Annotated in this window: 21 protein-coding genes and 1 tRNA gene; 19 read left to right on the forward strand and 3 right to left on the reverse strand. The window is 64.4% G+C overall.

Annotated elements, in window-relative coordinates; all coding sequences use genetic code 11:
- Window positions 1-49 precede the first annotated feature (49 nt).
- From hemC to BKY27_RS07555, 13 genes are all read left to right on the forward strand, one after another.
- Window positions 50-1015: a hydroxymethylbilane synthase gene (hemC, locus tag BKY27_RS07495; protein WP_071673832.1), complete on the forward strand. Its 966-nt coding sequence runs from the start codon at window positions 50-52 to the stop codon at window positions 1013-1015.
- Window positions 1016-1357: 342 nt separating this feature from the next.
- A tRNA-Met gene (locus tag BKY27_RS07500) sits at window positions 1358-1434 on the forward strand.
- 101 nt (window positions 1435-1535) lie between these two features.
- On the forward strand, window positions 1536-3260 hold the full coding sequence (locus tag BKY27_RS07505; RefSeq protein WP_071673833.1) for a sensor histidine kinase: 1725 nt from the start codon (window positions 1536-1538) through the stop codon (window positions 3258-3260).
- Complete coding sequence (locus BKY27_RS07510) at window positions 3257-4600, forward strand: sigma-54-dependent transcriptional regulator (RefSeq protein ID WP_071673834.1); 1344 nt, start codon at window positions 3257-3259, stop codon at window positions 4598-4600. The genes BKY27_RS07505 and BKY27_RS07510 overlap by 4 nt, the downstream gene beginning before the upstream one ends.
- A gap of 27 nt (window positions 4601-4627) precedes the next feature.
- Window positions 4628-5767, forward strand: a complete 1140-nt coding sequence (locus BKY27_RS07515; protein WP_071673835.1) for an amidohydrolase — start codon at window positions 4628-4630, stop codon at window positions 5765-5767.
- A gap of 156 nt (window positions 5768-5923) precedes the next feature.
- Window positions 5924-7114 (forward strand): multidrug effflux MFS transporter, encoded by a 1191-nt coding sequence (locus BKY27_RS07520; protein WP_071673836.1) that lies wholly within the window; start codon window positions 5924-5926, stop codon window positions 7112-7114.
- Window positions 7115-7250: 136 nt separating this feature from the next.
- The gene (dctP, locus tag BKY27_RS07525) at window positions 7251-8261 is read left to right on the forward strand and encodes a TRAP transporter substrate-binding protein DctP (RefSeq protein WP_071673837.1); all 1011 of its coding nucleotides are present in this window, start codon (window positions 7251-7253) and stop codon (window positions 8259-8261) included.
- 184 nt (window positions 8262-8445) lie between these two features.
- Entirely contained in the window at window positions 8446-9087 is a 642-nt protein-coding gene (locus BKY27_RS07530; protein WP_071673838.1) for a TRAP transporter small permease subunit, read from the forward strand.
- A 3-nt stretch (window positions 9088-9090) separates the two neighbouring features.
- Entirely contained in the window at window positions 9091-10491 is a 1401-nt protein-coding gene (locus tag BKY27_RS07535) for a TRAP transporter large permease (RefSeq protein ID WP_071673839.1), read from the forward strand.
- A gap of 239 nt (window positions 10492-10730) precedes the next feature.
- Entirely contained in the window at window positions 10731-12182 is a 1452-nt protein-coding gene (gene xylB, locus BKY27_RS07540) for a xylulokinase (protein WP_071673840.1), read from the forward strand.
- Entirely contained in the window at window positions 12179-13492 is a 1314-nt protein-coding gene (gene xylA / locus BKY27_RS07545; protein ID WP_071673841.1) for a xylose isomerase, read from the forward strand. Before xylB ends, xylA begins: the two co-directional genes overlap by 4 nt.
- 8 nt (window positions 13493-13500) lie before the next feature.
- The gene (locus BKY27_RS07550; RefSeq protein WP_071673842.1) at window positions 13501-14490 is read left to right on the forward strand and encodes an aldose epimerase family protein; all 990 of its coding nucleotides are present in this window, start codon (window positions 13501-13503) and stop codon (window positions 14488-14490) included.
- Window positions 14487-15806: a cytochrome-c peroxidase gene (locus tag BKY27_RS07555; RefSeq protein ID WP_071673843.1), complete on the forward strand. Its 1320-nt coding sequence runs from the start codon at window positions 14487-14489 to the stop codon at window positions 15804-15806. The genes BKY27_RS07550 and BKY27_RS07555 overlap by 4 nt, the downstream gene beginning before the upstream one ends.
- 6 nt (window positions 15807-15812) lie before the next feature.
- Here the strand turns inward: BKY27_RS07555 and BKY27_RS07560 are convergent, their stop codons facing one another.
- Together BKY27_RS07560 and BKY27_RS07565 are read right to left on the reverse strand one after the other, a co-directional pair.
- Window positions 15813-17333, reverse strand: coding sequence for a CRTAC1 family protein (locus BKY27_RS07560; protein WP_071673844.1), 1521 nt, complete (start codon window positions 17331-17333; stop codon window positions 15813-15815).
- Entirely contained in the window at window positions 17323-18540 is a 1218-nt protein-coding gene (locus BKY27_RS07565) for an ROK family transcriptional regulator (RefSeq protein WP_071673845.1), read from the reverse strand. Before BKY27_RS07565 ends, BKY27_RS07560 begins: the two co-directional genes overlap by 11 nt.
- A 177-nt stretch (window positions 18541-18717) precedes the next feature.
- On the opposite strand from BKY27_RS07565, the gene xylF reads away from it, so the two are divergent.
- The 6 genes from xylF to BKY27_RS07595 all read left to right on the forward strand — a co-directional run bounded on the left by xylF (window position 18718) and on the right by BKY27_RS07595 (window position 25569).
- Window positions 18718-19746, forward strand: a complete 1029-nt coding sequence (gene xylF, locus BKY27_RS07570) for a D-xylose ABC transporter substrate-binding protein (RefSeq protein ID WP_071673846.1) — start codon at window positions 18718-18720, stop codon at window positions 19744-19746.
- 90 nt (window positions 19747-19836) lie between these two features.
- Window positions 19837-21132 (forward strand): sugar ABC transporter permease, encoded by a 1296-nt coding sequence (locus BKY27_RS07575; RefSeq protein WP_071673847.1) that lies wholly within the window; start codon window positions 19837-19839, stop codon window positions 21130-21132.
- Window position 21133: 1 nt separating this feature from the next.
- Window positions 21134-21886 carry an ATP-binding cassette domain-containing protein gene (locus BKY27_RS07580; protein WP_071673848.1) on the forward strand — a complete coding sequence of 251 codons (753 nt, stop codon included), beginning with the start codon at window positions 21134-21136 and terminating at the stop codon, window positions 21884-21886.
- 214 nt (window positions 21887-22100) lie between these two features.
- Window positions 22101-23033: a 2-dehydro-3-deoxygalactonokinase gene (locus BKY27_RS07585; RefSeq protein WP_158514969.1), complete on the forward strand. Its 933-nt coding sequence runs from the start codon at window positions 22101-22103 to the stop codon at window positions 23031-23033.
- Between the two features lie 89 nt (window positions 23034-23122).
- Window positions 23123-24109 carry a type I glyceraldehyde-3-phosphate dehydrogenase gene (locus tag BKY27_RS07590; RefSeq protein ID WP_071673850.1) on the forward strand — a complete coding sequence of 329 codons (987 nt, stop codon included), beginning with the start codon at window positions 23123-23125 and terminating at the stop codon, window positions 24107-24109.
- Window positions 24110-24120: 11 nt separating this feature from the next.
- Window positions 24121-25569: an NAD-dependent succinate-semialdehyde dehydrogenase gene (locus BKY27_RS07595; RefSeq protein ID WP_071673851.1), complete on the forward strand. Its 1449-nt coding sequence runs from the start codon at window positions 24121-24123 to the stop codon at window positions 25567-25569.
- Between the two features lie 200 nt (window positions 25570-25769).
- Here the strand turns inward: BKY27_RS07595 and BKY27_RS07600 are convergent, their stop codons facing one another.
- Complete coding sequence (locus BKY27_RS07600; RefSeq protein WP_084667894.1) at window positions 25770-26465, reverse strand: GntR family transcriptional regulator; 696 nt, start codon at window positions 26463-26465, stop codon at window positions 25770-25772.
- Window positions 26466-26479: the final 14 nt, after the last annotated feature.

Below are 26479 nucleotides of genomic sequence, written 5' to 3' on the forward strand. Positions count from 1 at the left end.
TCAAGCCGGTCGCGTTGTCACGGGGACGAACTGCGGCTAGGAAGGCGATATGACACGTGATTTGCCCACCCCCGACCAACCGCTGAAAATCGGCACCCGCGGCTCACCGCTGGCGCTGGCGCAGGCCCATGAAACGCGTGACCGCCTGGCCGCGGCCTTTGGCCTGGCCGACGCGGCGTTCGAGATCGTGGTGATCAAAACCACCGGCGACAACCGGGCGCTGATCGACGCGGACAAACCGCTGAAAGAGATCGGCGGCAAGGGGCTCTTCACCAAGGAAATCGAAGAGGCGATGCTGACGGGGGCCATCGACATCGCGGTGCATTCGATGAAGGACATGCCGGTCGACCAGCCCGGCGGCCTGATCCTTGACTGCTACCTGCCGCGAGAGGACGTGCGCGATGCGTTTGTCTCGCTCCGGCACGCCAGCCTTGCCGATCTGCCACCGGGCGCGACCGTGGGGTCGTCGTCGCTGCGCCGCCGGGCGCAGCTCAAGGCGCGCCGTCCCGATCTGAACGTTGTCGAGTTTCGGGGCAACGTGCAGACCCGGATGAAAAAGCTGGAAAACGGTGTCGCCGACGCGACGTTTCTTGCCATGGCCGGTCTGCGCCGACTTGGCATGGTCGAGGTGGCGCGGGGCGGGATGTCCCCCGAAGACATGCTGCCGGCCGTGGCCCAGGGCGCAATCGGGATCGAGCGGCGCGCCGATGACGCCCGTACCGCGACCATGCTTGCGGCCATCCATGATCGTGACACCGGGCTGCGCCTTGCTGCCGAGCGGGCCTATCTGGCGGGGCTCGATGGCTCTTGCGAGACTCCGATTGCCGGGTTGGCAGAGCTTGACGGTGACAGGCTGCGGTTGCGGGGCGAAATCCTGCGCCCTGATGGGTCGGAGGTGCTGTCCGACGACGTGACGGTGCCGATCGCCGAAGGTGCCAGGGCCGGGGCCGAGATGGCAGCCCGCCTGCGCGACCGCGCCGGGCCCGGCTTCTTCGACTGGATCACCGGCACCTGACGGCCCTCGTGGCGTTTGCAACCATCGTGGCAACGGCGCCAACCGCCGGGGCGGATCGCGGGCCAGCGGGTTTCGGGCCATGCCTGCGGGTCATTTCAATCTGCCACCCGGCTCGGCGATCTCGCAGGCGCGCAAAAGATGTGTCCGCTGAAAGGGCAAAGCCACGATCTGCCTGTCCCGAGCCCCAGCATTCAATGCCGGTGACGGGGTGGCGGCCCCCTTCGCAACACCTTGGAGTGGGGCCGGGGGGCGCGGGCGATCCGCGCGATGCCCCTCGAATGAAAAACCTCGATTTTGTGTCTTGACGGGATCACGCCCCTGTCATACTCACCGCCCCGGCCCGGCGGTGTAGCTCAGTTGGTTAGAGCAGCGGAATCATAATCCGCGTGTCCGGGGTTCAAGTCCCTGCACCGCCACCATTTCCCCCTTGCCCGGTTCAGCCCGCCCCACGCGCGGGGTTTTTCTTTCTGCGCGGTTTCGGCTAAGCCTGTTCGGGCACGTCCATCGGCCGGGGAGGGGCATGAACGTCGCGCGCAGCCTGCTTCTGTCCGTTCTGTTCCTCGTCTTCGCGACCGGGGCCTATACGCTGTCGCACCGCTATTTCCGCTCTGAAGAGGTAACGCAGGCCGAAGGGCGGCTGTCGCTCTATCGCAGCACCGTGGTTGCCGAGCTGAACCGATTTTCGCATCTTACCTTCGTTCTGTCGCGCGACCCGTTCGTGATCGAGACGGCGGGTGGCGCGCCGACCGCGCCGCTCAACACGCGGTTGGCCAGCTTCGCCGATCAGGCCGGGCTCGACGCGATTTACTTGATGGGGCTGGATGGGGTGACCATCGCCGCCTCGAACGCGGGCAGCCCCAGTTCTTTCGTCGGGCAGAACTATTCCTTCCGGCCTTATTTTCAGGATGCGTTGGCGGGGCGGCAGGGGCGCTTTTACGGCATCGGTGCGACCACCGGGCTGCCGGGGTATTTCATTGCCGATGCAGTGGTGTCCGATCTGGGCGAGGCGCTTGGCGTCATCGCCATCAAGATCGACCTGACCGAGTTGGAAAGCCGTTGGCGCGAAGGGGGCGAGCAGGTTTTGCTGACCAATGCCGACGGGGTGGTGCTGCTGGCCTCGAACCCCGATTGGCGCTACCGGGCATTGGCCCCGCTCGGTGCCGATCAACGCGCCGCGATCGACGAGGCGCGGCAGTTTCAGGGCCAGCCGCTTGACCCGCTGGACTGGCGCTCCGAAGGTGACGGGCGGGCCTTTATCGGCGGGTTGGAGGTGATTCACCTGTCGACCAGTGACCTGCCGCATGGCTGGCAATTGCATTACTTCGCCAGCGAAGATCCGGCGCGCACCCGCAGTTGGCTGGCCACCGTTATCGCCGTGGTGATCGGTGGCGGGGTCGTTTTGCTGATGCTCTTGCGCCGCAACGCGCTGACGCAGGCGGCCCTGCGGCGGTTGGAGGTCGAAGAGGCCGAATTGCGCGACGCCTATGACCGGCTGGCCGTCGAAATCGAGGATCGCCGCACCGCCGAACGCCGCTTGGAACGCACGCAAGAAGACCTCGCCCGCGCCAGCCGTCTGGCCGCGCTTGGCGAGCTTGCGGCCTCGGTCACCCATGAACTGGGTCAGCCGATTACCGCCATGCGCAACCACCTTGCGGCGGCGGAAATGGGCGGTGGGGCCAGGGTCATTTCCAGCCTGACGGGCCTTGTCGAGCGGATGGAAGGGATCACGCGGCAGCTCAAGTTCTTCTCCAATCCCGGCGAGGATGACCTGAAACCCGTCGATCTGCGCGATGCCCTGGCCGAGGCACTGAACCTCGTTGCCCCCAATATCGAGACCGGGCGCGTGATCCTGCACCGTCACGTCCCCGTGGTGCCCGTCATCGTGCAGGGCAACGCGCTGCGGATCGAGCAGGTGCTGGTCAACTTGCTGCGCAATGCGATCGACGCGATGGAAGACAGCGAAGATCGGGCGCTGCATGTGTCCCTCGGGGCAGAAGGCGGCACGGCATGGGTCGAGGTGGCTGACCGGGGCCATGGCCTTGGCAACGCCAGCCTGTCAGAGTTGCAGGAGCCCTTCGTGACCAGCCGCGAATCCGGCCACGGCATGGGCCTCGGGCTGGCCATTTCCGCAGGCATCGTCAAGGAACACCACGGTCGGATGAGCGCCCGCAACCGAGAGGGCGGCGGTGCCGTCTTCCGGGTGGATATCCCCTTGGCCGCATCACGAGAGGAGACCGTCGAATGACCCCGCCCGACACGGCACTCAGCGTTCTGGTCGTCGATGACGACAAGTCCATGCGTGCCTCGCTCGTCGATTTGCTGGAAGCCGCCGGATGGCGAACCGAGGCGCTGCCGCGCGCCACTCAGGTGGTCGACCTGCTGCCACGCCTTCAACCCGACGTGATCCTTTCCGACGTGCGGATGCCCGGCCTGTCGGGGCTGGACCTGCTGGCCGCGCTCGACCGCTCCTTTGCGCCGCCCTTGGTGCTGATTTCGGCCCACGGCGACATTCCAATGGCCGTGCAGGCGATTCAGGACGGCGCCTACAGCTTTGTCGAAAAGCCCTACGACCCGCGCCGCCTGCTGTCGATCCTGCGCCACGCGGCGGAACAGAACCGCATGGCCAAGGGCACCGAACGGCTCAAGGCGCGGCTGGCGCGTTTGTCGGGGCTGGATCGGGTTCTGCTTGGCTCAACCCCGGACCTTGCGGCCATCCGGCAAGAGGTGCTGGACCTCGCCGACACCCCCGCGCCGGTTCTGTTGCAGGGCGAAACCGGCACCGGGAAAGAGGTCGTCGCGCGCGCCCTGCATGATCTTGGCCCGCGCGCCGATAGGCCGTTCCTGGCCCTGAACGGAGCGGCGATTGCCGAGGCAAGTTTCGAATCCGAGATGTTCGGCGTGAAAGGCGAGGCCACGGGCAAGCTGATCGCGGCCAATGGCGGCACGCTCTTTCTCGATGAAATCTGCGCCTGCCCGCTGCCGGTTCAGGCCAAGCTCTTGCGGGTGATCGAGGACAAGCAGGTCACGCCGATCGGGGCCACGACGCCGGTGGCGCTCGACATTCGGGTGATCTCGGCCTCGAACGAGGATGCCGATCAGGCAGTGAGCGAGGGGCGCCTGCGCCAAGACTTGCTCTTTCGTCTGAACACGGTCGTTCTGACCTTGCCGCCCTTGCGCGCGCGCCGGGACGATCTGGTGCTGCTCTTCACCCATTTCCTCGGCGTATACGGCCGCATATACGAGGTCGCCGTCCCCGACCTGAGCCATGATGACGTGTCCGCGCTCTTGGCCCATGATTGGCCGGGCAATGTCCGCGAGTTGCGTAACGCCGCCGAACGGCGGGTTCTGGCGGCCCGCCGGGGCAGAGGCTCGGTCGCCGACGCAATCCGCGCCGATCAGGCCCCCGAGGACGTGCCGGAAACCCTGCGAGAGGCGGTCGCGGTGTTCGAGCGGGAACTCATCGGCAAGGCGATCCGGGCGCATGAAGGCCGCATGGATGCCGTGGCCGAAGCGCTTGGCATCGGGCGGCGGACCCTCAACGAGAAGATCGTCAAGCTCGGGCTGGACAAGGAGGCGCTGCTTTAGTCTGGTCAGCGGCGAAGGAGCCCGCCCATGACCAACCTTGCAACCGAAATGACCCAATGGCGGCGCGATCTGCACCGCTATCCTGAAGTTGGTTTCGAGGAAACCCGCACCGCCGCCTTCGTGGCAGGCATCCTGCGCGGCTTCGGGCTGGATGTCGCCACGGGCATTGGCGGCACCGGCGTTGTCGGCACCCTGAAACGCGGCACCTCCAACCGGGCCATCGCGCTCAGGGCCGATATGGACGCGCTTCGGATCACGGAAACCACCGGTGCAGACTATGCCTCTGAAACCCGCGGCACCATGCACGCCTGCGGCCATGATGGGCACACGGCAATGTTGCTCGGCGCGGCCAAGATGCTGGCCGAAGAAGGCGGCTTTGACGGCACCATCCGTTTCCTCTTCCAACCGGCCGAAGAATGGGGGCAGGGGGCGCTCGCCATGCTGGGCGATGGCCTGATGGAGCGGTTTCCCTTCGACGAGGTCTATGGCCTGCACAACATGCCGGGCCTACCTGTGGGCCATTTCGAAACCCGCCCCGGCCCGATCATGTCCGCCGAGGACATTTTCGAGATCACGCTGACGGGGCAGGGCGGTCACGCCTCATCGCCCCAATGGGGGCGCGAGGTCATGGTCCCCGCCTGCGCATTGGTGATGGACCTGCAAACCATCGTGTCGCGCCGGATTGCACCGACCGCGACCGCCGTGGTGTCCATCACCGAACTTCTGACCGACGGCACCCGCAACGCGCTGCCCGGTCACGCCCGCATCCTCGGCGATGCGCGCAGTTTCAGCCCCGAGGTGTCGCAGCAGATCGAAACGGAAATGCGCCGGATGGCAGAGGGCATCGCCACCCAATATGGGGTCGAGGCGCAGGTCAGATACGAGCGCGAATTTGTGCCCACGATCAACGATCCCGACTTGTCGCAGGCGATGATGCAGGCCGCCGCGCCGGTCTCGGTCGCAACCGACACGCGCCCCCAGCCGATGACGGGGTCAGAGGATTTCGCACGGTTCCTGTCCCATGTCCCCGGCTGTTTTGCCTTCATCGGCAATGGCGCAGAGTCCGCCCCGTTGCACGCCCCCGGCTACGATTTCAACGACGCTGCCTTGTGGCACGGGGCGCAGGTCCACGCTGCCATTGCCCGCGCGCGGTTGCCATCGGCGTGACTTGCACCAGCCGCATGGCACCTATGACGGCATCGCCGCGCAACGCGCAGTTGCAAAACCTGAATGGCAATGTCACGATTACCCAACGGCGGCGGTGTCCCATTCTCGGTGCGATTCAGCGCCCTCGTTTTCATTTCAAAATCCACAGGTTCTCCAATGCGTGATCCCTTGTTCCGCATGGCGTTGATTCTGGGTCTGTTATCCGCAGTCGGCCCCTTCGCCATTGATATGTATTTGCCTGCGCTGCCGATGGTGGCCGAAGACCTCGGCACGACCGAGGCCGGGGCAGCCATGACCCTGACCGCCTATTTCCTGACCTTCGGCATCGCCCAGATGATCTATGGCCCGATGGCCGACGCAGTCGGGCGCAAGAAACCGCTGGTGACCGGGCTGGTCATCTTCCTCGCCGCGACCGTGCTGGCCAGCCTTGCGCCCACCCTTGGTTGGCTGATCGCTGCTCGGGCCGCGCAGGCGCTTGGGGCTGCGACGCTCATGGCGGTGCCGCGCGCCGTGATCCGCGACCTTGCGACCGGCCCCGACGCCGCGCGCATGATGGCTGCTGTGATGATCGTGATCTCGATTTCGCCGATGCTGGCGCCGCTCACCGGCTCGGCCATCATGGTCTGGGGCGGCTGGCGCGAAATCTTCGCCGTGCTTGGCGTGGCGGCATTGCTCAGCCTTGCGCTCGTCCTCTTCGTGTTGCCCGAAACGCTGGCGCCCGAGTCGCGCCGCCCGGTGCGGATGCGCGCGATGTTGTCGGGGGCCGTGCGTCTGCTGACCGATCGCAGTTTCATGGGCCTGACCATGGTTGGCGGTTTCGGCATGGCGAGCTTCTTCGTCTTCCTGTCCTCGGCCAGTTTCGTCTACACCCGCCAGTTCGGCCTTTCCCCCACCGGCTTCTCCATCGCCTTCGCGGTCAACGCCATTGGCTTTTTCAGCGCGTCGCAATTCGCCGGGCGGCTTGGCCAGATGTTCGGGATGGAGCGGGTGATTTCGCTGGCCATCACCGGCTTTCTCGGCTTCACAGCACTGCTGACGGTCGTGGTCGGCATGGGGGCCGAGATGCTGCCCGTGGTCGTTGGCGGGCTGTTCCTCGCCAATGCCTGCCTCGGGCTGGTGATCCCCACGGCAATGGTCATGGCGCTCGACCCGCATCCCGATATCGCCGGGCTGGCCTCGTCGCTTGGCGGCACCATCCAGATGCTGACCGGCGGCGTGATGATCGCGCTGACCAGCGTGTTCCTCGACAACACCGCGCTCAGCATGGTGGGCGCGATCGCCGCCTGCGCCCTGCTGGCGTGGACGGCGGCCCTGCTGTCCTTGCCGCGCCTGCGTTTGGTGGCCTGACACCATGCCCTTCCCCTGCCTTGCGGATTTCCGCAGGGCAGGGGGACAGGCCCGCGCGGTTTCCTTCATGGTGATGGCGCCGACCGGCTGGCACACTCCCCACATCCGCAATTTGCAGGATCCAAGGGAGGACAGCATGAACAAGATGATCACGGCCACCGCAGTGGCCGCCCTGAGTGTTGGCTTTGCAGCCGAGGCCATGGCAACCGAATGGAACGTTTCTGTCTGGGGCGCGCGCCGTGCCTTTACCGAGCATGTCGAACGCCTGGCGGAATTGGTCGAGGACCGTTCCGGTGGTGACTTCACCCTGAACATTTCCTACGGCGGCCTGTCGGGCAACCGTGAAAACCTCGACGGGATTTCCATCGGTGCCTTCGAGATGGCCCAGTTCTGCGCGGGCTACCACCCCGACAAGAACCCCTCGATCACCGTTCTGGAACTGCCGTTCCTCGGGGTATCGTCGCTGGAACAAGAGCGCGAGATTTCCATGGCGCTCTACCAGCAGCCCGCCGTGGTGGCCGATTTGGCCCGCTGGAACGCGACGCTGCTGATGCCCTCGCCGTTGCCGCAATATAACCTCGTGGGCCGGGGCGATGCGCCGACCACGCTGGCCGACTACGACGGTATGGCGGTGCGCGCCACCGGCGGGATCGGCGCGGCGATGTCGACGGTCGGCGCGGTTCCGACCTCGATGACCGCAACGGAAGTGCGTCAGGCAATGGACAGCGGCGTCGTGCAGGCGGCCAGCTTCGCCCCCCACGCGCACATGTCCTTCGGCACCATCGAAAATGCCGACTGGTGGACGACCAACCTCAACCCCGGCACTGTCAACTGTCCGGTTGTGGTCAACACCGACGCGCTGAACAGCCTGTCGGATGAAGAGCGCGAGATCCTTCTGGGATCGGTCGACGAGGCGCTCGACCACTACATCGACTACTACAACAACCAGACCATGGCCGCTTGGGGCCCGGCGCTGGATGAACGCGGGATCGAGCGGATCACCTATTCCGACGAAGAAATCGCCGCCTTCCGCGAGGCCGCCGCCGCCCCGGCCGCTGCCGCCTGGATCGAAGAGAACACCGCCCGCGGCCTGCCCGCGCAGGAACTCTACGATTTCGTCACCGGCCTGATCGCCGAGGGCAGCTAAGGCCCCCGTGCCGTCTCGCCCCGCCCGGACACCAGATCCGGGCGGGGTTTTTCCGTAACGCATGTTCCACCATAGCGGGGGCCGGTTTCGGGCCGCGGGATCGTGCGACACCCACAGGTAGGAGCAGGCGCGTGACCGCGAAGGATCGCTGCAGGCTCTGGGATTTCCAACAAGGAGGCCAGTCATGGCCGGAGCTTCCCTTGTGCTGTCCGATGACAGTACGATCAGCTGGATCGACCGACACCTGCTGAAACTCGAAAAGGCGATGGCGCTGATCAGCGGTCTTGCCGTTTTCGGGCTGATGATGCTTGCCGTCGTGTCCGTTGGCGGGCGCAATGCGATGAACCACCCGATCCCCGGCTATGTCGACTGGATCGAGCAGGCCATGCCGCTGATCGCGATCATGGGCATTTCCTATACGCAGCGCGAAGGTGGCCACATCCGCATGGACCTGATGGTCGGTTCGCTGCGCGGACGGGCGCTCTGGGCGTCCGAGTTCGTCACCACGCTTGCCATTCTGATCCTCATGGCGCTGCTTGTCTGGGGCTCGTTCGCGCATTTCCAGCGCAGCTTCGACTGGTCCGCGCCGATGTTCAGCCGTGACAGCACCATGGATATCAACCTGCCGATCTGGCCCGCCAAGCTGGTGGTGCCCGTGGCCTTTTTCGTTCTGTGCCTGCGGCTGCTGCTACAACTCTGGGTCTATGGCCGGGCCCTGCTGACGGGGGAAGAAAAACCGGTCGGCATTCCGCTGCCCGCCGATGCCGCCACCCAAGCCGCGATGGAGGCCGCACAGGTCACCGATGGCCCGGACGAGGAGCGCTAAGAGATGGATTCCATTCAAATCGGTCTTGTCGTTTCTGCCGGGATGCTGGTGCTCGTATTTCTCGGGATGCGGGTGGCCTTTGCCGCCGGTCTGTCGGGCCTCGTCGGCCTGATCTGGATATTCTGGAGCCGCCGTGGCTACGACCCCGAGGATTTCCTCTGGGCGTTGACCGTTGCGGTGAAAACCGCAGGGCAGGTGCCCCATTCAAAGGTGTCGCATCAGGCGCTCAGCCTGATCCCGACCTTCATCCTGATCGGCTATCTTGCCTATCACGCCGGCCTGACCAAGGCGTTGTTCGAGGCGGCCAAGCGCTGGTTCGCATGGGTGCCGGGCGGTCTTGCCGTGTCGACCGTTTTCGCAACCGCAGGCTTTGCTGCCGTGTCGGGCGCGTCGGTTGCCACATCCGCCGTCTTCGCCCGCATCGCCATCCCCGAGATGCTGGCCGTCGGCTATGACAAGCGCTTTGCCGCCGGGGTCGTGGCGGCGGCAGGAACCTTGGCCTCGCTGATCCCGCCCTCTGCCATCCTCGTGATCTACGCGATCATCGTGGAACAGGACGTTGGCCGCCTGCTGCTGGCAGGGTTCGTTCCCGGCGTCTTCTCGGCGGTGATCTACACGCTGCTGATCGTCGGCATGGCCATGACGATGAAGAATTTCGGCCCGCCCGTCACCGGCTTTTCCTGGAAGGAACGGTTCGAATCCCTGCCCCCGGCCCTGCCGATTGTCGCCGTCGTCGTGATCATCATCTTCTTCGTCTACAATCCCTTCGGCGGTGACGCATGGGGCACCCCGACCGAGGGTGGGGCTATCGGCGCGTTCATCGTGTTCCTCATGGCGCTCTACCGCGGGATGCGCTGGCCGCAACTGCGCGACGCGCTGCTGGAAACGGCCAAGCTTTCGGTGATGATCTTCACCATCATCTGGGGGGTGCTGATCTATGTTCGCTTCCTTGGCTTCGCCGACCTGCCAGGGGCCTTCGCCGACTGGATCTCCAGCTTGCACATGGCACCGATCCTGATCCTGATCTGCATTCTTCTGGCCTATGCGGTCCTTGGGATGTTCATGGATGCCATCGGAATGCTGCTGCTGACCCTGCCGGTGGTGTTCCCGGCGGTCATGGCGCTGAACGGGGGCATGAACGTGACGGCCGAGGCCAGCACCTTCGGCATGTCGGGCACCCTTTGCGCGGTTTGGTTCGGCATCCTCGTCGTGAAGATGGCAGAGTTCTGCCTGATCACGCCGCCCATCGGCCTCAACTGCTTTGTCGTGGCGGGGGTGCGCGACGACATCAGCGTTCAGGATGTGTTCAAGGGGGTAACGCCCTTCTTCATCGCCGACGCGATCACCATTGCGATGCTGGTGGCCTTCCCTTGGATCGTGCTCTGGTTGCCAAGCCAGATGTAGCACCATCATATATAAGAATTGACTGGCGGCGGTCGGGGTTCTCCTCGGTCGCCGTTGTCCGTTTTGCCGTTTTGTCTGTACGCCCGGTGTACGGGGGGTGCACAGGGGGTGTACGGGCGGCGACAGGCCGATTTCGCGGCAGCACGGCGCACGCCCCCTTGACTCAGGAAGTCTCCCGTGAAATTTTTTAATCAGTAAAATAATTAAGGTCACCGGGGAGGCGACCTTGGGGAGGACAGATGTATCTCGGGTTGGATCTGGGCACGTCCGGGTTGCGGGCGGTGCTGGTCGATGCGGATGGCGCGCTTGTTGCCTCGTCGGAATGTGCGTGGCCCGTCAGCCACCCCGCACCGGGGTGGAGCGAACAAGACCCCGCTGATTGGATTGCAGGCTGCCAGTCGGCCATTGCAAAACTGAAGCAAGACGCCCCCCACGCCCTTGCCACGCTGCGCGGCATTGGCCTGTCTGGCCAGATGCACGGCGCGACGCTGCTCGATGCCTCGGACGAGGTTTTGCGCCCTTGTATCCTGTGGAACGACACCCGCTCTCACGCCGAGGCGGCGGCGCTCGACGCCACCCCCGGCGTGCGCGACCTGTCGGGCAATATCGTTTTCCCCGGCTTTACCGCGCCCAAGCTGCTTTGGGTCGAAACCCACGAGCCCGAGGTCTTTGGAAAAACCGCCAAGGTTTTGCTTCCCAAGGATTATCTGCGTCTGTGGCTGACCGGCGAGCATGTTTCGGACATGTCCGATGCCGCCGGAACCTCGTGGCTCGACGTGGCCAAACGCGACTGGTCTGACGCCCTGCTGGCCACCGGCCACATGGGCCGCGACCAGATGCCGGCGCTTGTCGAAGGTAGCGAAAGCTCGGGCCAGTTGCGCGCGGAATTGGCGGCCGATTGGGGCATCCTCGGCCCGGTCGCGGTGGCTGGCGGTGGCGGCGACAACGCCGCTGCGGCCTGTGGCGTCGGCTGTTTCCGCGAAGGCCACGGGTTCGTCTCGCTTGGCACCTCTGGCGTGCTGCTGGCCGCGAAGGACAGGTTCGCGCCCGCGCCCGAAACCGCTGTCCACAGCTTTTGCCACGCGGTGCCCGAAACATGGTACCAGATGGGCGTGATCCTTGCGGCGACCGACTGTCTCAACTGGCTGTCCAAGACGCTGAGTGAAAGCCCCGCAACGCTGGCGGGCAAGCTGCCCGACACCATCACCGGCCCCGCGCAAACACTGTTCCTGCCCTATCTCTCGGGCGAACGGACCCCGCATAATGACGCCGATATTCGCGGCGCGTTCGTCGGTCTCGACATCGGATCAGACCAACAAAACCTGACCCAATCGGTGATGGAAGGCGTCAGCTTCGCCCTGCGGGATTCGCTGGAGGCGTTGAAATCCACCGGCACCGATCTGCAAAGCGTCCTCGCCATCGGCGGCGGCACGCAGTCCCGCTTTTGGCTGGAAAGCCTCGCCACCATCCTCGGCCTGCCGCTGGACCTGCCCGCCAAGGGTGAGTTCGGGGCAGCCCTTGGCGCCGCACGTTTGGCCATGGCCGCCTGCGGTGCCCGGATTCACGACATCATGACCCCGCCCGACGTGGCGGAGACCATCGACCCCCGCACGGATTTGCAGGCGGCCTATGACGACAGCTACGCCCGCTACCGTGCCCTCTATCCCAGCATCAAGGCAGCATTGACATGAGCACCGGCTTCTTCCGCGACATCACCGAAATTCCCTTTGAAGGCGCAGACAGCGCCAACCCGCTGGCCTTCCATCACTACGACCCGCAAGAGGTGGTGATGGGCAAGCGCATGGAAGATCACCTGCGCTTTGCGGCCTGCTATTGGCACAGCTTTGTCTGGCCGGGAAATGACCCGTTCGGCGGCCAGACCTTTGACCGTCCGTGGTTCCCTGCCGACACGATGGCGCTGTCCAAGCTCAAGGCAGATGTGGCCTTCGAGATGTTCAGCCTGCTGAACGTGCCCTATTTCTGCTTTCACGATTTCGACGTGCGCCCCGATGGGGCCAGCTTTGCCGAAAACCGCGACACGCTGAACGAGATCACGGACTACTTCGCCGAGAAGATGGACCAGACCGGGGTCAAACTGCTCTGGGGCACCGCCAACATGTTCTCGAACCGCCGCTTCATGGCCGGTGCGGCGACCAACCCCAACCCCGATGTCTTTGCCTTCGCCGCCGCAACGGTGAAATCCTGCATGGATGCAACGCATCGCTTGGGCGGTGAAAACTACGTTCTATGGGGCGGACGTGAAGGGTATGAGACGCTGTTGAATACCAATCTTGGACAAGAAGACGCGCAGTTCGGCCGCTTCCTGAACATGGTGGTGGAGTACAAGCACAAGATCGGTTTCGACGGCGCGATCCTGATCGAGCCCAAGCCGCAGGAGCCGACCAAGCACCAGTATGATTACGACGTGGCCACGGTCTATGGCTTCCTCAAGCGTCACGGGCTGGAAGACGAAGTGAAGGTGAATATCGAACAAGGCCACGCAATCCTTGCCGGCCACAGCTTCGAACATGAAATCGCCTTGGCGCAGGCGCTTGGCATCTTCGGCTCGATCGACATGAACCGGAACGACTACCAGTCCGGATGGGACACCGACCAATTCCCCAACAACGTGCCCGAGGTCGCACTGGCCTATTACCACATCTTGCAAGGCGGCGGGTTCTCCACCGGCGGCACGAATTTCGACGCCAAGTTGCGCCGCCAGTCGCTGGACCCGGAAGATTTGTTGATGGCCCATATCGGGGGCATGGATGTCTGCGCGCGCGGCCTCAAGGCTGCCGCCGCGATGATCGAGGATGGCACGCTGCCCGGCTTCGTCGAAGACCGCTATGCGGGCTGGAAATCGAACGAAGCGCAGGCGATGCTGAAGGGCGACCGCTCGCTGGAAGACATCGCCGCGCGGGTCGAGGCCGAAAATATCAACCCCGCGCCGGTGTCCGGCCGGCAGGAATACCTGGAAAACGTCATCAACCGCTTCGTGTGAGGACCGACATGGCCAAGGCCGCCGACATTCGAGAAATCACCCTTCAGGATGGCGGGCACCGCGTGTCCGTGCTGACCTTTGGCGCGCGGATGCGGGGCTGGTGGGTGCCGCTCGGGGGCGGCTGTGTGCCGGTGGTTCTTGGCTATGATGATCCCGCGGCCTACCTGAGCGATCCGCTTTTTCTTGGGGCGACCATCGGTCGTGTGGCCAACCGGATCGGCGGCGCGCGGTTCACGCTGGACGGACAAGAGATGCAGCTTGCCGCCAACGAAGGCGAGAACCAGTTGCATGGCGGGGCCACCGGTCTGCACAATCGCCTCTGGGATGTGGTAGACGAGCCGACAGCCAGGTCCGTGCGGCTTTCCACCGTGCTACCCGACGGCGACGAAGGCTATCCGGGCGAGGCGCGCATTTCCGTGCGCTTTACGCTCGACGCGCCGCGGCTGGTGATCGAGCTGGCGGCCGAGGTCTCTCGTCCCGGCCCGATCAACCTGACGAACCACAATTACTATAACCTGATGGGCGATGGCCCGATCTGGAACCATTCCCTTCAGGTGCCTGCCAGCGGATATACCCCGGTGGACGCGGCGCTGATCCCCACGGGGCAGGTGCTGCCGGTCGAGGGCACGCGCTATGACTATCGCCAGGGCACGCGCCTTGATGCCATCGACCCCGACCACACGGGCAGCGACATCAACCTTGCCCTCGATCCTGCACGCGACCCCAAGGCGCCGTTGGCGCGGTTGTCGGCCCCCAACGGGCTGGCCCTGTCCATCTGGTCGGACGCACCGGGCGTTCAATTCTACACCGGGGCCGGGATCGGCGCTGCGTCGGGCGCGCATCCGGGGCAGAGCTTTGCGCCGTTCCGCGGCCTGTGCCTTGAGCCGCAGGGCTTTCCGGACGCGGTGAATCAACCGGGTTTCCCGCCGGTGATCGTTACGCCGGATCGGCCATATCGGCACAGCATCGTCCTGGAGATTGCGGAGGATGGGCAATGAAGGGTCTTGCTCTGGCCGCGTTGCCCTTGGCTGTGCTGGCCGTTCCGATGCTGGCCGACACGGGCGGGCGCCCCGAGTTCCCGCCAGCCGAGTTCGCGCCGACCGATCCGGCGCGGGTAGACCTGGGGCGGCTGCTGTTCTACGATCCGATCCTGTCGGGCAACGAGGGCGTCGCCTGCGCCACCTGCCACCATCCTCGCTTTGGCACCTCGGACGGCATGTCGCTGTCGCTTGGCGACGGGGCGCATGGGTTGGGGCCGGATCGTGTGATCGACCCTGACAACCTGCCCGAACAACGCATCCCGCGGAATGCGCCGGCACTGTTCAACCTCGGCGCCGCGCAGTTCACACATATGTTCCACGATGGCCGATTGGAGGCCGACGCGACCCAACCCCATGGCATCCGCACCCCCTTGGGCGAGTCGATGACGGAAGGATTCGACTCGGTCCTGTCGGCGCAGGCCATGTTCCCTGTGCTGGCCCCGGACGAGATGGCCGGACATTATTCCGAGAACCCGATCAGCCGGGCGGTGCGCATGGGGCAGCTTTCCCTGCCCGGCGGCGCGTGGGAGCAGATCGCCGCAAGGGTCGAGGCAGTGCCAGAGTATCGCGCTCGGTTCGACGCGGTTCTGGGCGTGGGCGCGCCGATCCACTTCACCGACATTTCCAACATGATGGCCGAGTTCATCAATGCCGAATGGCGCGCGGATGACAGCCCCTTCGACCGCTATCTGGCGGGGCAGGACGCGCTGTCTGACGCGGAAATGCACGGTATGGACCTGTTCTATGGCGAGGCTGGCTGCGCCGGTTGCCATACCGGCCTGTTCCAGACCGACCACCAGTTTCACTCAATCGCCATGGTCCAGATCGGTCCCGGCAAGGCGGCCCGGTTCGAAACCCACGCCCGCGACGAGGGGCGGATGCGTGTCACCGGCAACCCCGAAGATGCCTTTGCCTTCCGCACGCCGTCGTTGCGCAATGTCACTCTGACCGCGCCTTACGGGCATGACGGAGCCTATGCCACGCTGGAGAGCGTGATCCGTCACCACCTCGACCCGGTCGGCTCTCTTTATTCCTATGACCGCTCGCAGGCTATTCTGGCTGATCTTCCGGGGGCGGACGACTGGCGTATCCTCGACGATCCGGCAGAGATGGCAGCGATTGCCGCCTCGAACGACTTGCCTCCGATAGAGTTGTCGGATGGGCAGGTCGCGGACCTGATGGCATTTCTCGGGGCTCTGACCGACGCGGCCGGGGCCGCGGGCCGGTTGGGCGTGCCCGAGACGGTGCCGAGCGGGCTGCCTGTGGACCGCTGACGCCGCTCAGCCGCCCCGCGACAGGCTGACGGGTTGATCCACGGCCACGGTTTGCCACGCGCCCTCTGTTCCGTCTGGCCAGATTACGCGCAGGTCGACCTCTTGCGCCTGTCCCAGCCCAAAATGCAGTGGCCCGGCGACACCACCCGCGTGCCCGCCGCCCACGGTGATTTCCTGCGTCCACAGGCGGTCGCCTGCGCGAACCTCGACAAAGGCCCCCACGGCAAGGCGGTTGGTCCCATCCTGCGAGACCTCGACCGCCAGCCAGTGGCCCCCATCTTCGGTCACGTTCTGATAAAGCTCCAGCGGCGCGCGGCGATTCAGCACGGCAAGGTCCAGCAAGCCGTCGGCATTCAGGTCGTGCAGCGCCGCCCCGCGGGACCGGGCAAGGCTGGCGACCCCGGCTTGCAGCCCGTCTTCGTGAAAGGTGCCGTCGGCGGTGCCCAGAAGCAGGTTATTGGGGTCTTGCATCGCGCTGCCCGGCATCTGCTCGACATTGCCTTTGGCGATGAAAAGGTCGTCCCAGCCATCGTTCTGCACATCCCCAAAGACCGCGTGCCAGCCGGTCGAGGGCCGCCCGTCGCCGCCCGTATAGGGGCGATGGGCGGTGGTGCCGCGTTCATAGGGGGCATCATCATAGGTCGGACCATGCGCGCCGCGTTCCAGCACTTGCAGCCGCTGGTCCCCCATCGAGGTCATGAACACCTCGGACAGCCCGTCGCCATCCAGATCGCGCGAGGCGATGCCCATGCCCCACAGCCGGTGCGTTTGCCAGCCATCCGCATGGGTGTAGAGGCGCGGGGTGTCTTCCATCGCCCACATCTGCTCTTGCCCGCCGCGCACGTAGTAGTGGCGGTCGTTCGACACCCGCAGATCGGCGCGCCCTTGGCGACCCCAGTCGGTGAACAGCATGGAGAGCGCACAAAATCCGGGGTCCAGCAACACGGGCGCGGTATAGCGGTCGCCCTCTGGCCGATAGAGGCGGTTTGCGTCGCAGGCTTCGAACGGGCCATCAGGGTCGGCGCGGTCCACGTAGTTGCCAAAGGCGAGCGTGGGCAGCGACTGCCCCGCCTCCCATGTCGCGGAAAAGGCCGTGGTCCAGCGATCGTCGCTGGCAAAGCCCATGTCCTCGAACGGGGCGAACCGGCAGTCGCCCAGGCCGTGCATCAGCCGGTTTTCCCCCACGCGCAGAATGGCCAGATCGGTCACCCCGTCGCTGTCGATGTCCAGCGGATAGGCACCGGTGACGCCCTCGAACCCCAGGCCACTGTCTTCGGCGACCTCATAGCTCAAATCTCCGCCGGGTCGTGACCGGTTGAGGAACAACTGAGCGGGGTTGGAACCGCCGGCGGCGAAAAGTTCGGGCAGGGCGTCGCCATTGCAATCGAAGGCCGAGATGCCGCCGCCGACGAAATGCACCCAGCCCCCATCATAGACATGCACGGGCATGTCACGCGGGGCGAAGAGGGGGGCGGCGGCTGCGGGCGTGGCCAGCAGCAGCGACAACAGGATGAGGTCACGCCGCATTGGCTGCCAACTTTCGGATTGTGAGTTCCGAGACACCTTCCATGGCGCAAGCTGCTGCGCCCTTGGCCCACATCAGGTCTCCCCATTTATGGACGCGGATATCGGGCAAGGGGGCATCGACCTGCACGATCGACTCCTTGACCCGGTTCAACACGTCCTCGGAATACAAAAAGTCAAAGGTCATCTGTTCGCCCGACAGGATCACCAGTCCGGGGTCGAAGATGTTGATGACATTGGCCAGCCCCATGGCGAACATCCGACCGGCCCGGTCAAAGATCGACCGCGCCATCGCGTCGCCAGCCTTGGCGCGGGCATAAAGCGCGGATAGATCGTCCTCGGGCTGTGCGCTGCCGCGGATATTCGCCTCGCGCAGCAGGGCGTAGTCGCCGACATACGCCTCCAGACAGCCGCGTTGACCGCAACGGCAGAGCGCGCCGTCGAGCTGCACCTTGGTATGGCCAAACTCGGCGCCGCAGCCTCGTTCGCCGCGATAGATCTTGCCGTCGATCACGATGCCCATGCCAACACCCTGCTCGATGGTGATGACGATAAAATCCGACAGGTTCCGGGCCTGCCCGAAAAGCTGTTCGGCCTTGGCGACCAGATTGGCGTCGTTGTCCATGAAGAACGGTACCGGGATCGCTTGCGACAGCATTTGCCCCAGTTCCACGTTGCGCTGATCGAGTGCCGGCGACCAATGTACAAAGTTTCGGGTGGCGTCGATCAGCCCGGCCAGCCCCAGCCCCACGCCCGACAGGTCCGATAGGCGACGCCCGGCGGCGGCGCAGGCGCCGGTCAGGGCCTCGCGCACCAGCACCACCAGTTCTTCGGCGGACATCACCGGGCCGGGCAGTTCCTGGTCGTACTCGCCGACCGTCTTACCCTCGAAATCCACAAGGATCACTGTGGCCGACCGGTCGGTGATCTTGATCCCGGCAATCAGATGGGCGGCGCCCCTGACCTTGAGCGACACACGGGGGCGTCCGCGCTTGGCACCGGGGCGATCCCCCTCGGGCACCACTTCTTCTATAAGGCCGGCGGCCAGCAGCTCGGACGTGATGGCGGTTACGGTTGCGGGGCTGACCTGTGTTTCGCGGGCAATGTCGATCCGGGCGATTCGTCCGGCCTGACGAATCGCATCGAAGACCTGCTGCCGTCCGCTTTCGCGTTGGTCCAATCCGTGGGGTATGCGTTGCGTAGCGGCCAAGATGTCCTCCTGCCGTTATAATTCACCAAAAAAAATAAATCAGCAAGCGAGGAATTCCCATGGTTCCGGATCGGTCCTGTTGATTTAATTTGATACGCGAAAAAAATAGTGCTAGAGGTTGTTGGCATAGCGGGACACTCACAACCGGGGCCCGCGACATGTGATAGGGAGGAAATTATGAAGTTTCTTAAGCGTGCGGCCGTAACGGTCGCTGCAGCAACCATGGCGACGTCCGCCTTCGCGCAGGACATCACCGTCGGCGTGAGCTGGTCGAACTTCCAGGAAGAGCGTTGGGCAACCGACGAGGCGGCCATCGTGGCGGCACTGGACGAAGCCGGTGCAGAATACGTCTCGGCCGACGCTCAGTCGTCCGCATCCAAGCAGTTGTCGGACATCGAAAGCCTGATCGCTCAGGGCGTGGATGCCCTGATCATTCTTGCACAAGATGCCGACGCTATCGGCCCCGCCGTTCAGGCGGCTGCCGACGAAGGTATCCCGGTCATCGCCTATGACCGTCTGATCGAAGACCCGCGGGCCTTTTACCTGACCTTCGACAACGTGGAAGTGGGCCGGATGCAGGCGCGCGCGGTTCTGGAAGCAGCGCCGACCGGTCGGTACGTCATGATCAAGGGCTCGCCCACTGACCCGAACGCAGACTTCCTGCGCGGTGGTCAGCAGGAAGTCCTGCAAGCGGCAATCGACGCCGGTGACATCGAAATCGTGGGCGAAGCCTACACCGATGGCTGGCTGCCCGCGAACGCACAGCGCAACATGGAGCAGATCCTGACCGCGACCGACAACGGTGTTGACGCTGTCGTGGCCTCGAATGACGGCACCGCAGGTGGTGCTGTTGCCGCTCTGACCGCGCAAGGCATGGACGGTATTCCGGTCTCTGGCCAGGATGGCGACCACGCCGCCCTGAACCGGATCGCGCTTGGCACCCAGACCGTGTCTGTGTGGAAAGACTCGCGTGACCTTGGCCGCAATGCCGCCGAGATCGCCGTTGCTCTGGCCAACGGCTCTGCGATGGCCGACATCGACGGCTCTCAGGAATGGACGTCGCCCGGCGGCACCACCATGACCTCGATGTTCCTCGCGCCGGTTCCGATCACCGCCGATAACCTGAGCGTTGTCGTCGATGCGGGCTGGATCGACCTTGAGACCCTGTGTCAGGGTGTCACTGATGGCCCTGCCCCCTGTAACTGATCTGTGATATACTCATAGGCCTAATGCGATACGCCCCGCCCCTTGGCGCCGGGGCGTATCACCCCAAACGCTGAACTCTGGAGTCCGGACATGACCGACACCACGTCTCAGCCAATCCCCTCGCAACGCAAGAACCTCGCGCAGCAGCTTGAGCTGGACACGCGCCTGTTGGGGATGGTTGGCGCCTTTGTTATTCTTTGCCTCGCCTTCAATTTCGTGACCGAAGGTCGTTTCCTGACCCCCCGCAACGTCTTTAACCTGACGGTGCAAACGGTGTCGGTGGCGATCATGGCCTGCGGGATGGTGTTCGTTATCGTAACCCGAAACATCGACCTGTCTGTCGGTGCGCTGCTGGCGACCTGTTCGGCCGTCATGGCCGTGACGCAGACAGATATCCTGCCCAACATGCTCGGGCTCGAACTTGGACACCCGGCGATTGCGCCCATTGCCATCATCGTCGGGCTGGTGACCGGGGCGATCATCGGCGCCTTTCAGGGGTGGCTGATCGGGTATCTCACCATACCTGCCTTCATCGTCACGCTCGGCGGGCTTCTGGTCTGGCGAAATGTCGGCTGGTACCTGACCCGCGGCCAGACCATCGGCCCGCTTGACGAGACCTTCATGGCCTTTGGCGGCACCAACGGCACGCTTGGTGTCACCTTGTCCTGGATCGTCGGGGTTCTTCTGACGCTGGCCGCCATCGCCGCAATGTGGAGCGGGCGCCGGTCGAAGGCATCGCATGGCTTCCCGGTCAAGCCGATGTGGGCCGAGTTCACCATGTCCGGTCTTGCCGCGGGGTCGATCCTTGGCTTCATCTGGATCCTGAACTCTTACGAAATCCCCACCCGCCGCCTGCAACGCCTGTTCGAAGCGCGCGGCGAGATCATGCCCGACGGCTATACCGAAGCCTACGGCCTGCCGATCTCGGTTTTCGTCCTGATCGCGGTGGCTATCGGCCTTACCATCATGGCACAGCGGACCCGTTTGGGGCGCTATATCTTCGCCACGGGCGGCAACCCGGATGCGGCGGAACTGTCGGGCATCAACACCCGCCTGCTGACGGTCAAGGTCTTTGCCCTGATGGGCGGGCTCTGCGCGTTGTCGGCGGTCGTGGCCTCGGCCCGTCTGGCCAACCACACCAACGACATCGGCACGCTCGACGAATTGCGCGTGATCGCCGCTGCCGTCATCGGGGGCACCGCGCTCTCGGGCGGGATCGGCACCATTCACGGGGCCATTCTCGGGGCGTTGATCATGCAGTCGCTGCAATCGGGTATGGCCATGGTCGGCGTCGACGCGCCGTTCCAGAACATCGTCGTGGGCATCGTGCTGGTGGCAGCCGTGCTGATCGACATCATCTATCGCAAACGCACGGGGGCGCACTGATATGGCGACACCACTTGTAGAAATGCGCGACATGTCGATCTCGTTCGGCGGGATCAAGGCGGTCGACCACGTATCGGTCGATCTGCATCCCGGCGAGGTCGTGGGTCTGCTTGGCCACAACGGGGCCGGTAAATCCACCCTGATCAAGATGCTGTCGGGGGCCTATACCCCCGATAGCGGCCAGATCTTCATCAATGGCGAAAAGGCCGATATCCACAATCCGCGGGACGCGCGGCGCTACAATATCGAGACGATCTACCAGACCCTCGCGCTGGCCGATAACCTCGATGCTGCGTCGAACCTGTTCCTCGGGCGAGAGCTGGTGACCCCCCTCGGGCTGGTCGATGATGCCGCGATGGAGGCCGAAACGCGCAAGATCATGGGCCGCCTCAACCCGAACTTCCAGAAGTTCTCGGCGCCGGTCTCGGCCTTGTCGGGGGGGCAGCGGCAATCCGTTGCCATCGCCCGCGCGGTCTATTTCAACGCGCGTATCCTGATCATGGATGAGCCGACGGCGGCGCTTGGCCCGCACGAAACGCAGATGGTGGCCGAACTGATCCATCAGCTCAAGGCAGAGGGCATCGGCATTTTCCTGATCGACCATGACGTGCACCAGGTGATGAACTTGTGCGATCGGGCCAGCGTGATGAAAAATGGCGAGCTGGTCGGGACCGTCAACGTCAAGGACGTGACCGACGATGACCTGCTTGGCATGATCATTCTCGGCAAGCATCCACACGAAACAGCGGCCTGATACAGGCCCCAAAGATTGATCAGTCCGATCCCCGGCAGTCTGTCTGCCGGGGATCTTTTGTTCTCATGTTGCAATTTTGTCCATTCGACCTGTGGGACGGCACGTCCATGTGGACGGAATATGTAAATCTATTTTATAGACGCTCGGCCCCTGTTGTCTTTCGGGTGGCTTCCCGAAGTTTTGTGTTTGTGTGTAAAGGGGGTATTTGATGGGAATGGCTGGTCCAGAGTGGGTCGCCGTCGACCGGACGGCGGATGGCATAAATGCATGGGCAGTCGGCTCGTCAGGGTCCATCATCATGCGGGCACGGTCGGCGCAACGTCTGACATTGGCCGCCACTGATGACCTTGAAGCGGCGCTGCTGGAGGTGCTGGACCCCTGGTTGACGAATGGCCCCGTGCCCATCGTCGCCTCGGGATTACCGGTCGGGCCGCTCTTGGCGAAAGGGCCGGGCATGATCGACCTGCCGTGCGCCCCGTCCGAGATTTCGCCGATCGCGTTCCCGACCACCGACCCCCGGCTCAACCTCTATGTCTTGCCCAAGTTCCATCAAGCGGCGCCGATTGCGGCAACAGATGGCGAAGAAGGGTTGCTGCGGGGGGTGTTCGTGGACCTGCCCGAGTTCGACGGAATGGTCTGTACGCCGGGTCTGGAAAGCCGGTGGGCCGAGGTGCAGGACCGCAGGTTGGTCAGCTTGCGCGGGTTTGTCACCGGGGCGATCCGCAATCACTTTGCCACCGAAGCCGCTTTGGATGCCGATGGCGAAGCTTTCGTGGATCCGGGCTTTGACCGTGACGTGTTTCGCCGGTCCGTCAAAAAGGGACTGACATTCCCAGAGGCCCTGACCCTCCACATCGCGGATCTGCTATCGGAATTGCGACATGGCACTGTCGAGGCCGTAACCGCCCGCGTGCGTCTGGCGGGCAAGCTGATCGGGGTTGAACTGGCCGCGATGCGCGACACGTGGATCGGGCGGCAGATCATCGTGATCGGCTCCGGCTTGATCGCCAGCCTCTACACAACCGCGTTGGAAACGCAGGGGGTGCCGGTGATGTGCCGTGCCCGCGAAGAATTGAGCCTCGTGGGTCTGAAACACGCCTATGCGAGCCTATCCGAAATCCCCGACCGAGAGCGGCGCCGGACATAGATGCGGCGGCGACAGCAGCAGGCCATGGCGGCTTGAACCCTGCGCCCGCCCGTGCATGACTGCGCGCGAGTCGGGCGAGGGACAGGATCATGATCAGAATTGCCATCAACGGGTTCGGGCGGATAGGCCGCTCGGTGCTGCGGGCGTGGCTGACATCGGATGCGTGGGACGAGATCGAGGTCGTCGGTGTGAACGACATCGCCCCGCTTGAAACCTGCGCCTACCTTTTTGAATATGACAGCGTGTTTGGCCCCTTTCCGGGCGGGGTAGTGGCCGAACCTGGCGCCTTGATCGCCGCGGGCCGGCGCATTCCCTTCACGCAACAACCCGATCTTGCGGCCCTCGACCTGACGGGCGTTGACGTGTTGATGGAATGCACCGGACGCGCCAAGGACCGCGCGATTGCCGAACAGGGGCTGACCGCAGGCGCCGCGCGTGTGCTGATTTCCGGTCCGTGCCCCGAGGCGGATCTGACCGTGGTCTTGGGGGCCAATGACGAGCGGCTAAGCACGGGCCACCGCATCGTGTCTAACGCCTCTTGCACCACCAACGCCCTTGCCCCGCTGGTGCGGGTGCTGGACGATGCCTATGGACTGGAAACCGCGCTGATGACCACGGTGCACTGCTATACCGGCAGCCAGCCAACGGTAGACATGCCGATGGCCAACCCCGCCCGCAGCCGGGCCGCCGCACTGTCGATGGTGCCGACCACGACAAGCGCCGAAAGGCTGGTCGATCTGGTGCTGCCGCATCTGGCGGGGCGGATCACCGGATCGGCGGTCCGGGTGCCAACGGCGAGCGTGTCCTGTGTCGATCTGGCCGTGATCACCCGCGAGCGGCCCGGAGCCGACGCGGCGCGCAGCCTGTTGGCCTCTGCGGGGGGCGTGATTGGATATACCGAAAAGCCGCTGGTGTCGTCAGACCTGCGGCAACGCCCTGAATCGCTGATCGTCGCGGGGCCAGAAATCAAACGGTCGAAGGGCGGAATGCTCCGCGTTTTTGGCTGGTATGACAACGAATGGGGCTTTTCGGCCCGGATGCTGGACGTTGCCCGCCGCATGGGCGGATTGACCTGAGGAGAAAAAGAATGAGCGGATACAAGACGTGGTTGCGCGAGGGAAATTTCGTTGACGGTGAATGGATCGCGGCCGACAGCGGCGCGACCATCGACGTGACCAACCCCGCCACGGGCGAGGTGATCGGTACCGTCCCAAATGCGGGCGACGCTGAAACCAAGCGCGCGATTGCAGCCGCCGGGGCGGCGTTTCCGGCATTTGCGGGGACCGACCTGATGACCCGCGTGGGCCTGTTGTGGACGCTGCACGACGCGCTGATGGACAACCAGAAAGACCTTGCCGAATTGCTGACGGTCGAGATGGGCAAGCCGCTGGCCGAGGCCATGGGCGAGATTGCCATTGGCGCCCAGTACGTTAGGTGGTTCGCCGAGGAAGCCCGCCGTGCCAAGGGCGAGGTGGTGCCCGCTGGCGTCAACGGCCGCCGCATCCTTGTGACGCGGCATCCTGTTGGTGTTGTGGGGATGATCACGCCGTGGAATTTCCCGTCGTCCATGTTGGCCCGCAAGGTGGCGCCGGCCCTGGCCGTGGGCTGCACCGTGGTGGCGAAACCGGCGACGGCGACGCCTTATTCGGGGCTGGCCTGGGCTGCGTTGGCGGAAGAGGTCGGCTTCCCGAAGGGCACTGTGAACATCCTCACCGGGTCGGCCCGCAAGATCGCGGGTGCGATGATGGAAAGCCCTGTGGTGCGCAAGATCACCTTCACCGGATCGACCGAAGTCGGCAAGGAACTGATCCGGCAAAGCGCTGATACCGTTAAGAAAGTTTCCATGGAACTGGGCGGCAACGCGCCTTTCATCGTGTTCGACGACGCCGATCTGGAACGCGCGGTCGAGGGGGCGATGGTCTCGAAATTCCGCAACGCCGGGCAGACCTGTGTCTGTGCCAACCGGATGTATGTGCAATCCGGCATCTATGATGCGTTCGTGGCGAAACTGGTCGAGAAAACCGAGGCGCTGAAGGTCGGCAACGGGCTGGACGATGGTGTTGAGCAGGGGCCGATGGTAGACATTGATGCCGTTGAAAAGGTTGAAGAATTCATCGCGGACGCGACGGCAAAGGGTGGCGTGGTCGCCACCGGCGGTGCGCGGCATGGCAATGGTGGCAGCTACTTTGCACCGACCGTGATCCAGAACGCCACGCAGGACATGAAATTCGCGCGGGAAGAGATCTTCGGTCCGCTCGCCCCGGTGTTCAAATTCGAGACCGAGGACGAGGCCATTTCGATGGCCAACGACACCGAGTTCGGGCTGGCCTGCTATGCCTATACCTCTGATTTATCAAGAGCTTTCCGGCTGAATGAAGGTCTGGAATACGGCATGATCGGCATCAACTCGGGCCTGATTACCACCGTGGAAGCGCCGTTTGGTGGTGTCAAGGAAAGCGGCATGGGCAAAGAGGGTGGCAGTCAGGGACTCGACGATTACCTGGACACAAAATACGTCTGCATCGACGGAATCTGAGGGTCGGATGCGGGGGGGCCTTACCCTGCCTTGCGGCCCCAAAAGGGGGTGTCGCCATGCGTGCACCCCCTGTACACCCCCCGTGCACCCCCCGTGCATACGAAATGCGGATCTCGGTCGGCGGGCCGGGCAAGGCGCGAGCGGAGAGAGATCCCTGCTTTCGCGGGGATGACAGGGTGTGGGGTGAAGGACGGCGCTGATCAGCCGCCGAGCGTGACGCCATAGGCGGCGGGGCCCGCCATGCGCAGGGATTGCCGGGCCAGCACCTTGCCCCCGGCGTCGCGGGCGACGCGGGTCAGGCACAGAAGGCCGGTGTGGCGGTCACAGGCGAGGGCCACGGAATCCCCCATCGTTGTGATGTCGGCATGTAGCCGGTCCTCGACCTGCGTGGGCGTCAGGGCGAGGTCTGCGAGCAGATCGAGAAAATCGGCAGGCTGATCCTCATCCAACGCGGGGATGAGGTCGATCGGGATCAGCACCTCTTCCAGCGCGAAGCGGTCGCCGCCGGATTTCAGGGTGCGGCTGAGGGCGTGGACCGGACCGGGGAAGAGCTTGGCTTCTTCGCCCTCGGGCGCGCGCTCGGTTACCTTGGCACGAAAGACCTCTAGCGGCAGAGGCGCGCCGTCGGGCAAGGTCAGGCGGTGGAAATCGGTGGGCGTCGCGGCGGCCGCGGTCGTCGGTTCTGCAACGATGGTGCCGCGTCCGGGTTTGCGGTGCAGATGGCCCGCGCTTTCCAGCGTCATCAGCGCGCGGCGCATGGTGCCTTGGCTGACGCCGAATTCTGCGGCCAGTTCGAATTCGTTGCCCAAGCGCGTGCCGACCGGCCAAACGCCGGTTTCGATCCGGCGCAGAACTTCGGTTTCGGCGGTCTTGTAGAGCGGAACACGCGCCATCATGGGTCTCCTCGTTA

The sequence above is a fragment of the Nioella nitratireducens genome (assembly GCF_001879715.1).
GTDB lineage: Bacteria > Pseudomonadota > Alphaproteobacteria > Rhodobacterales > Rhodobacteraceae > Nioella > Nioella nitratireducens.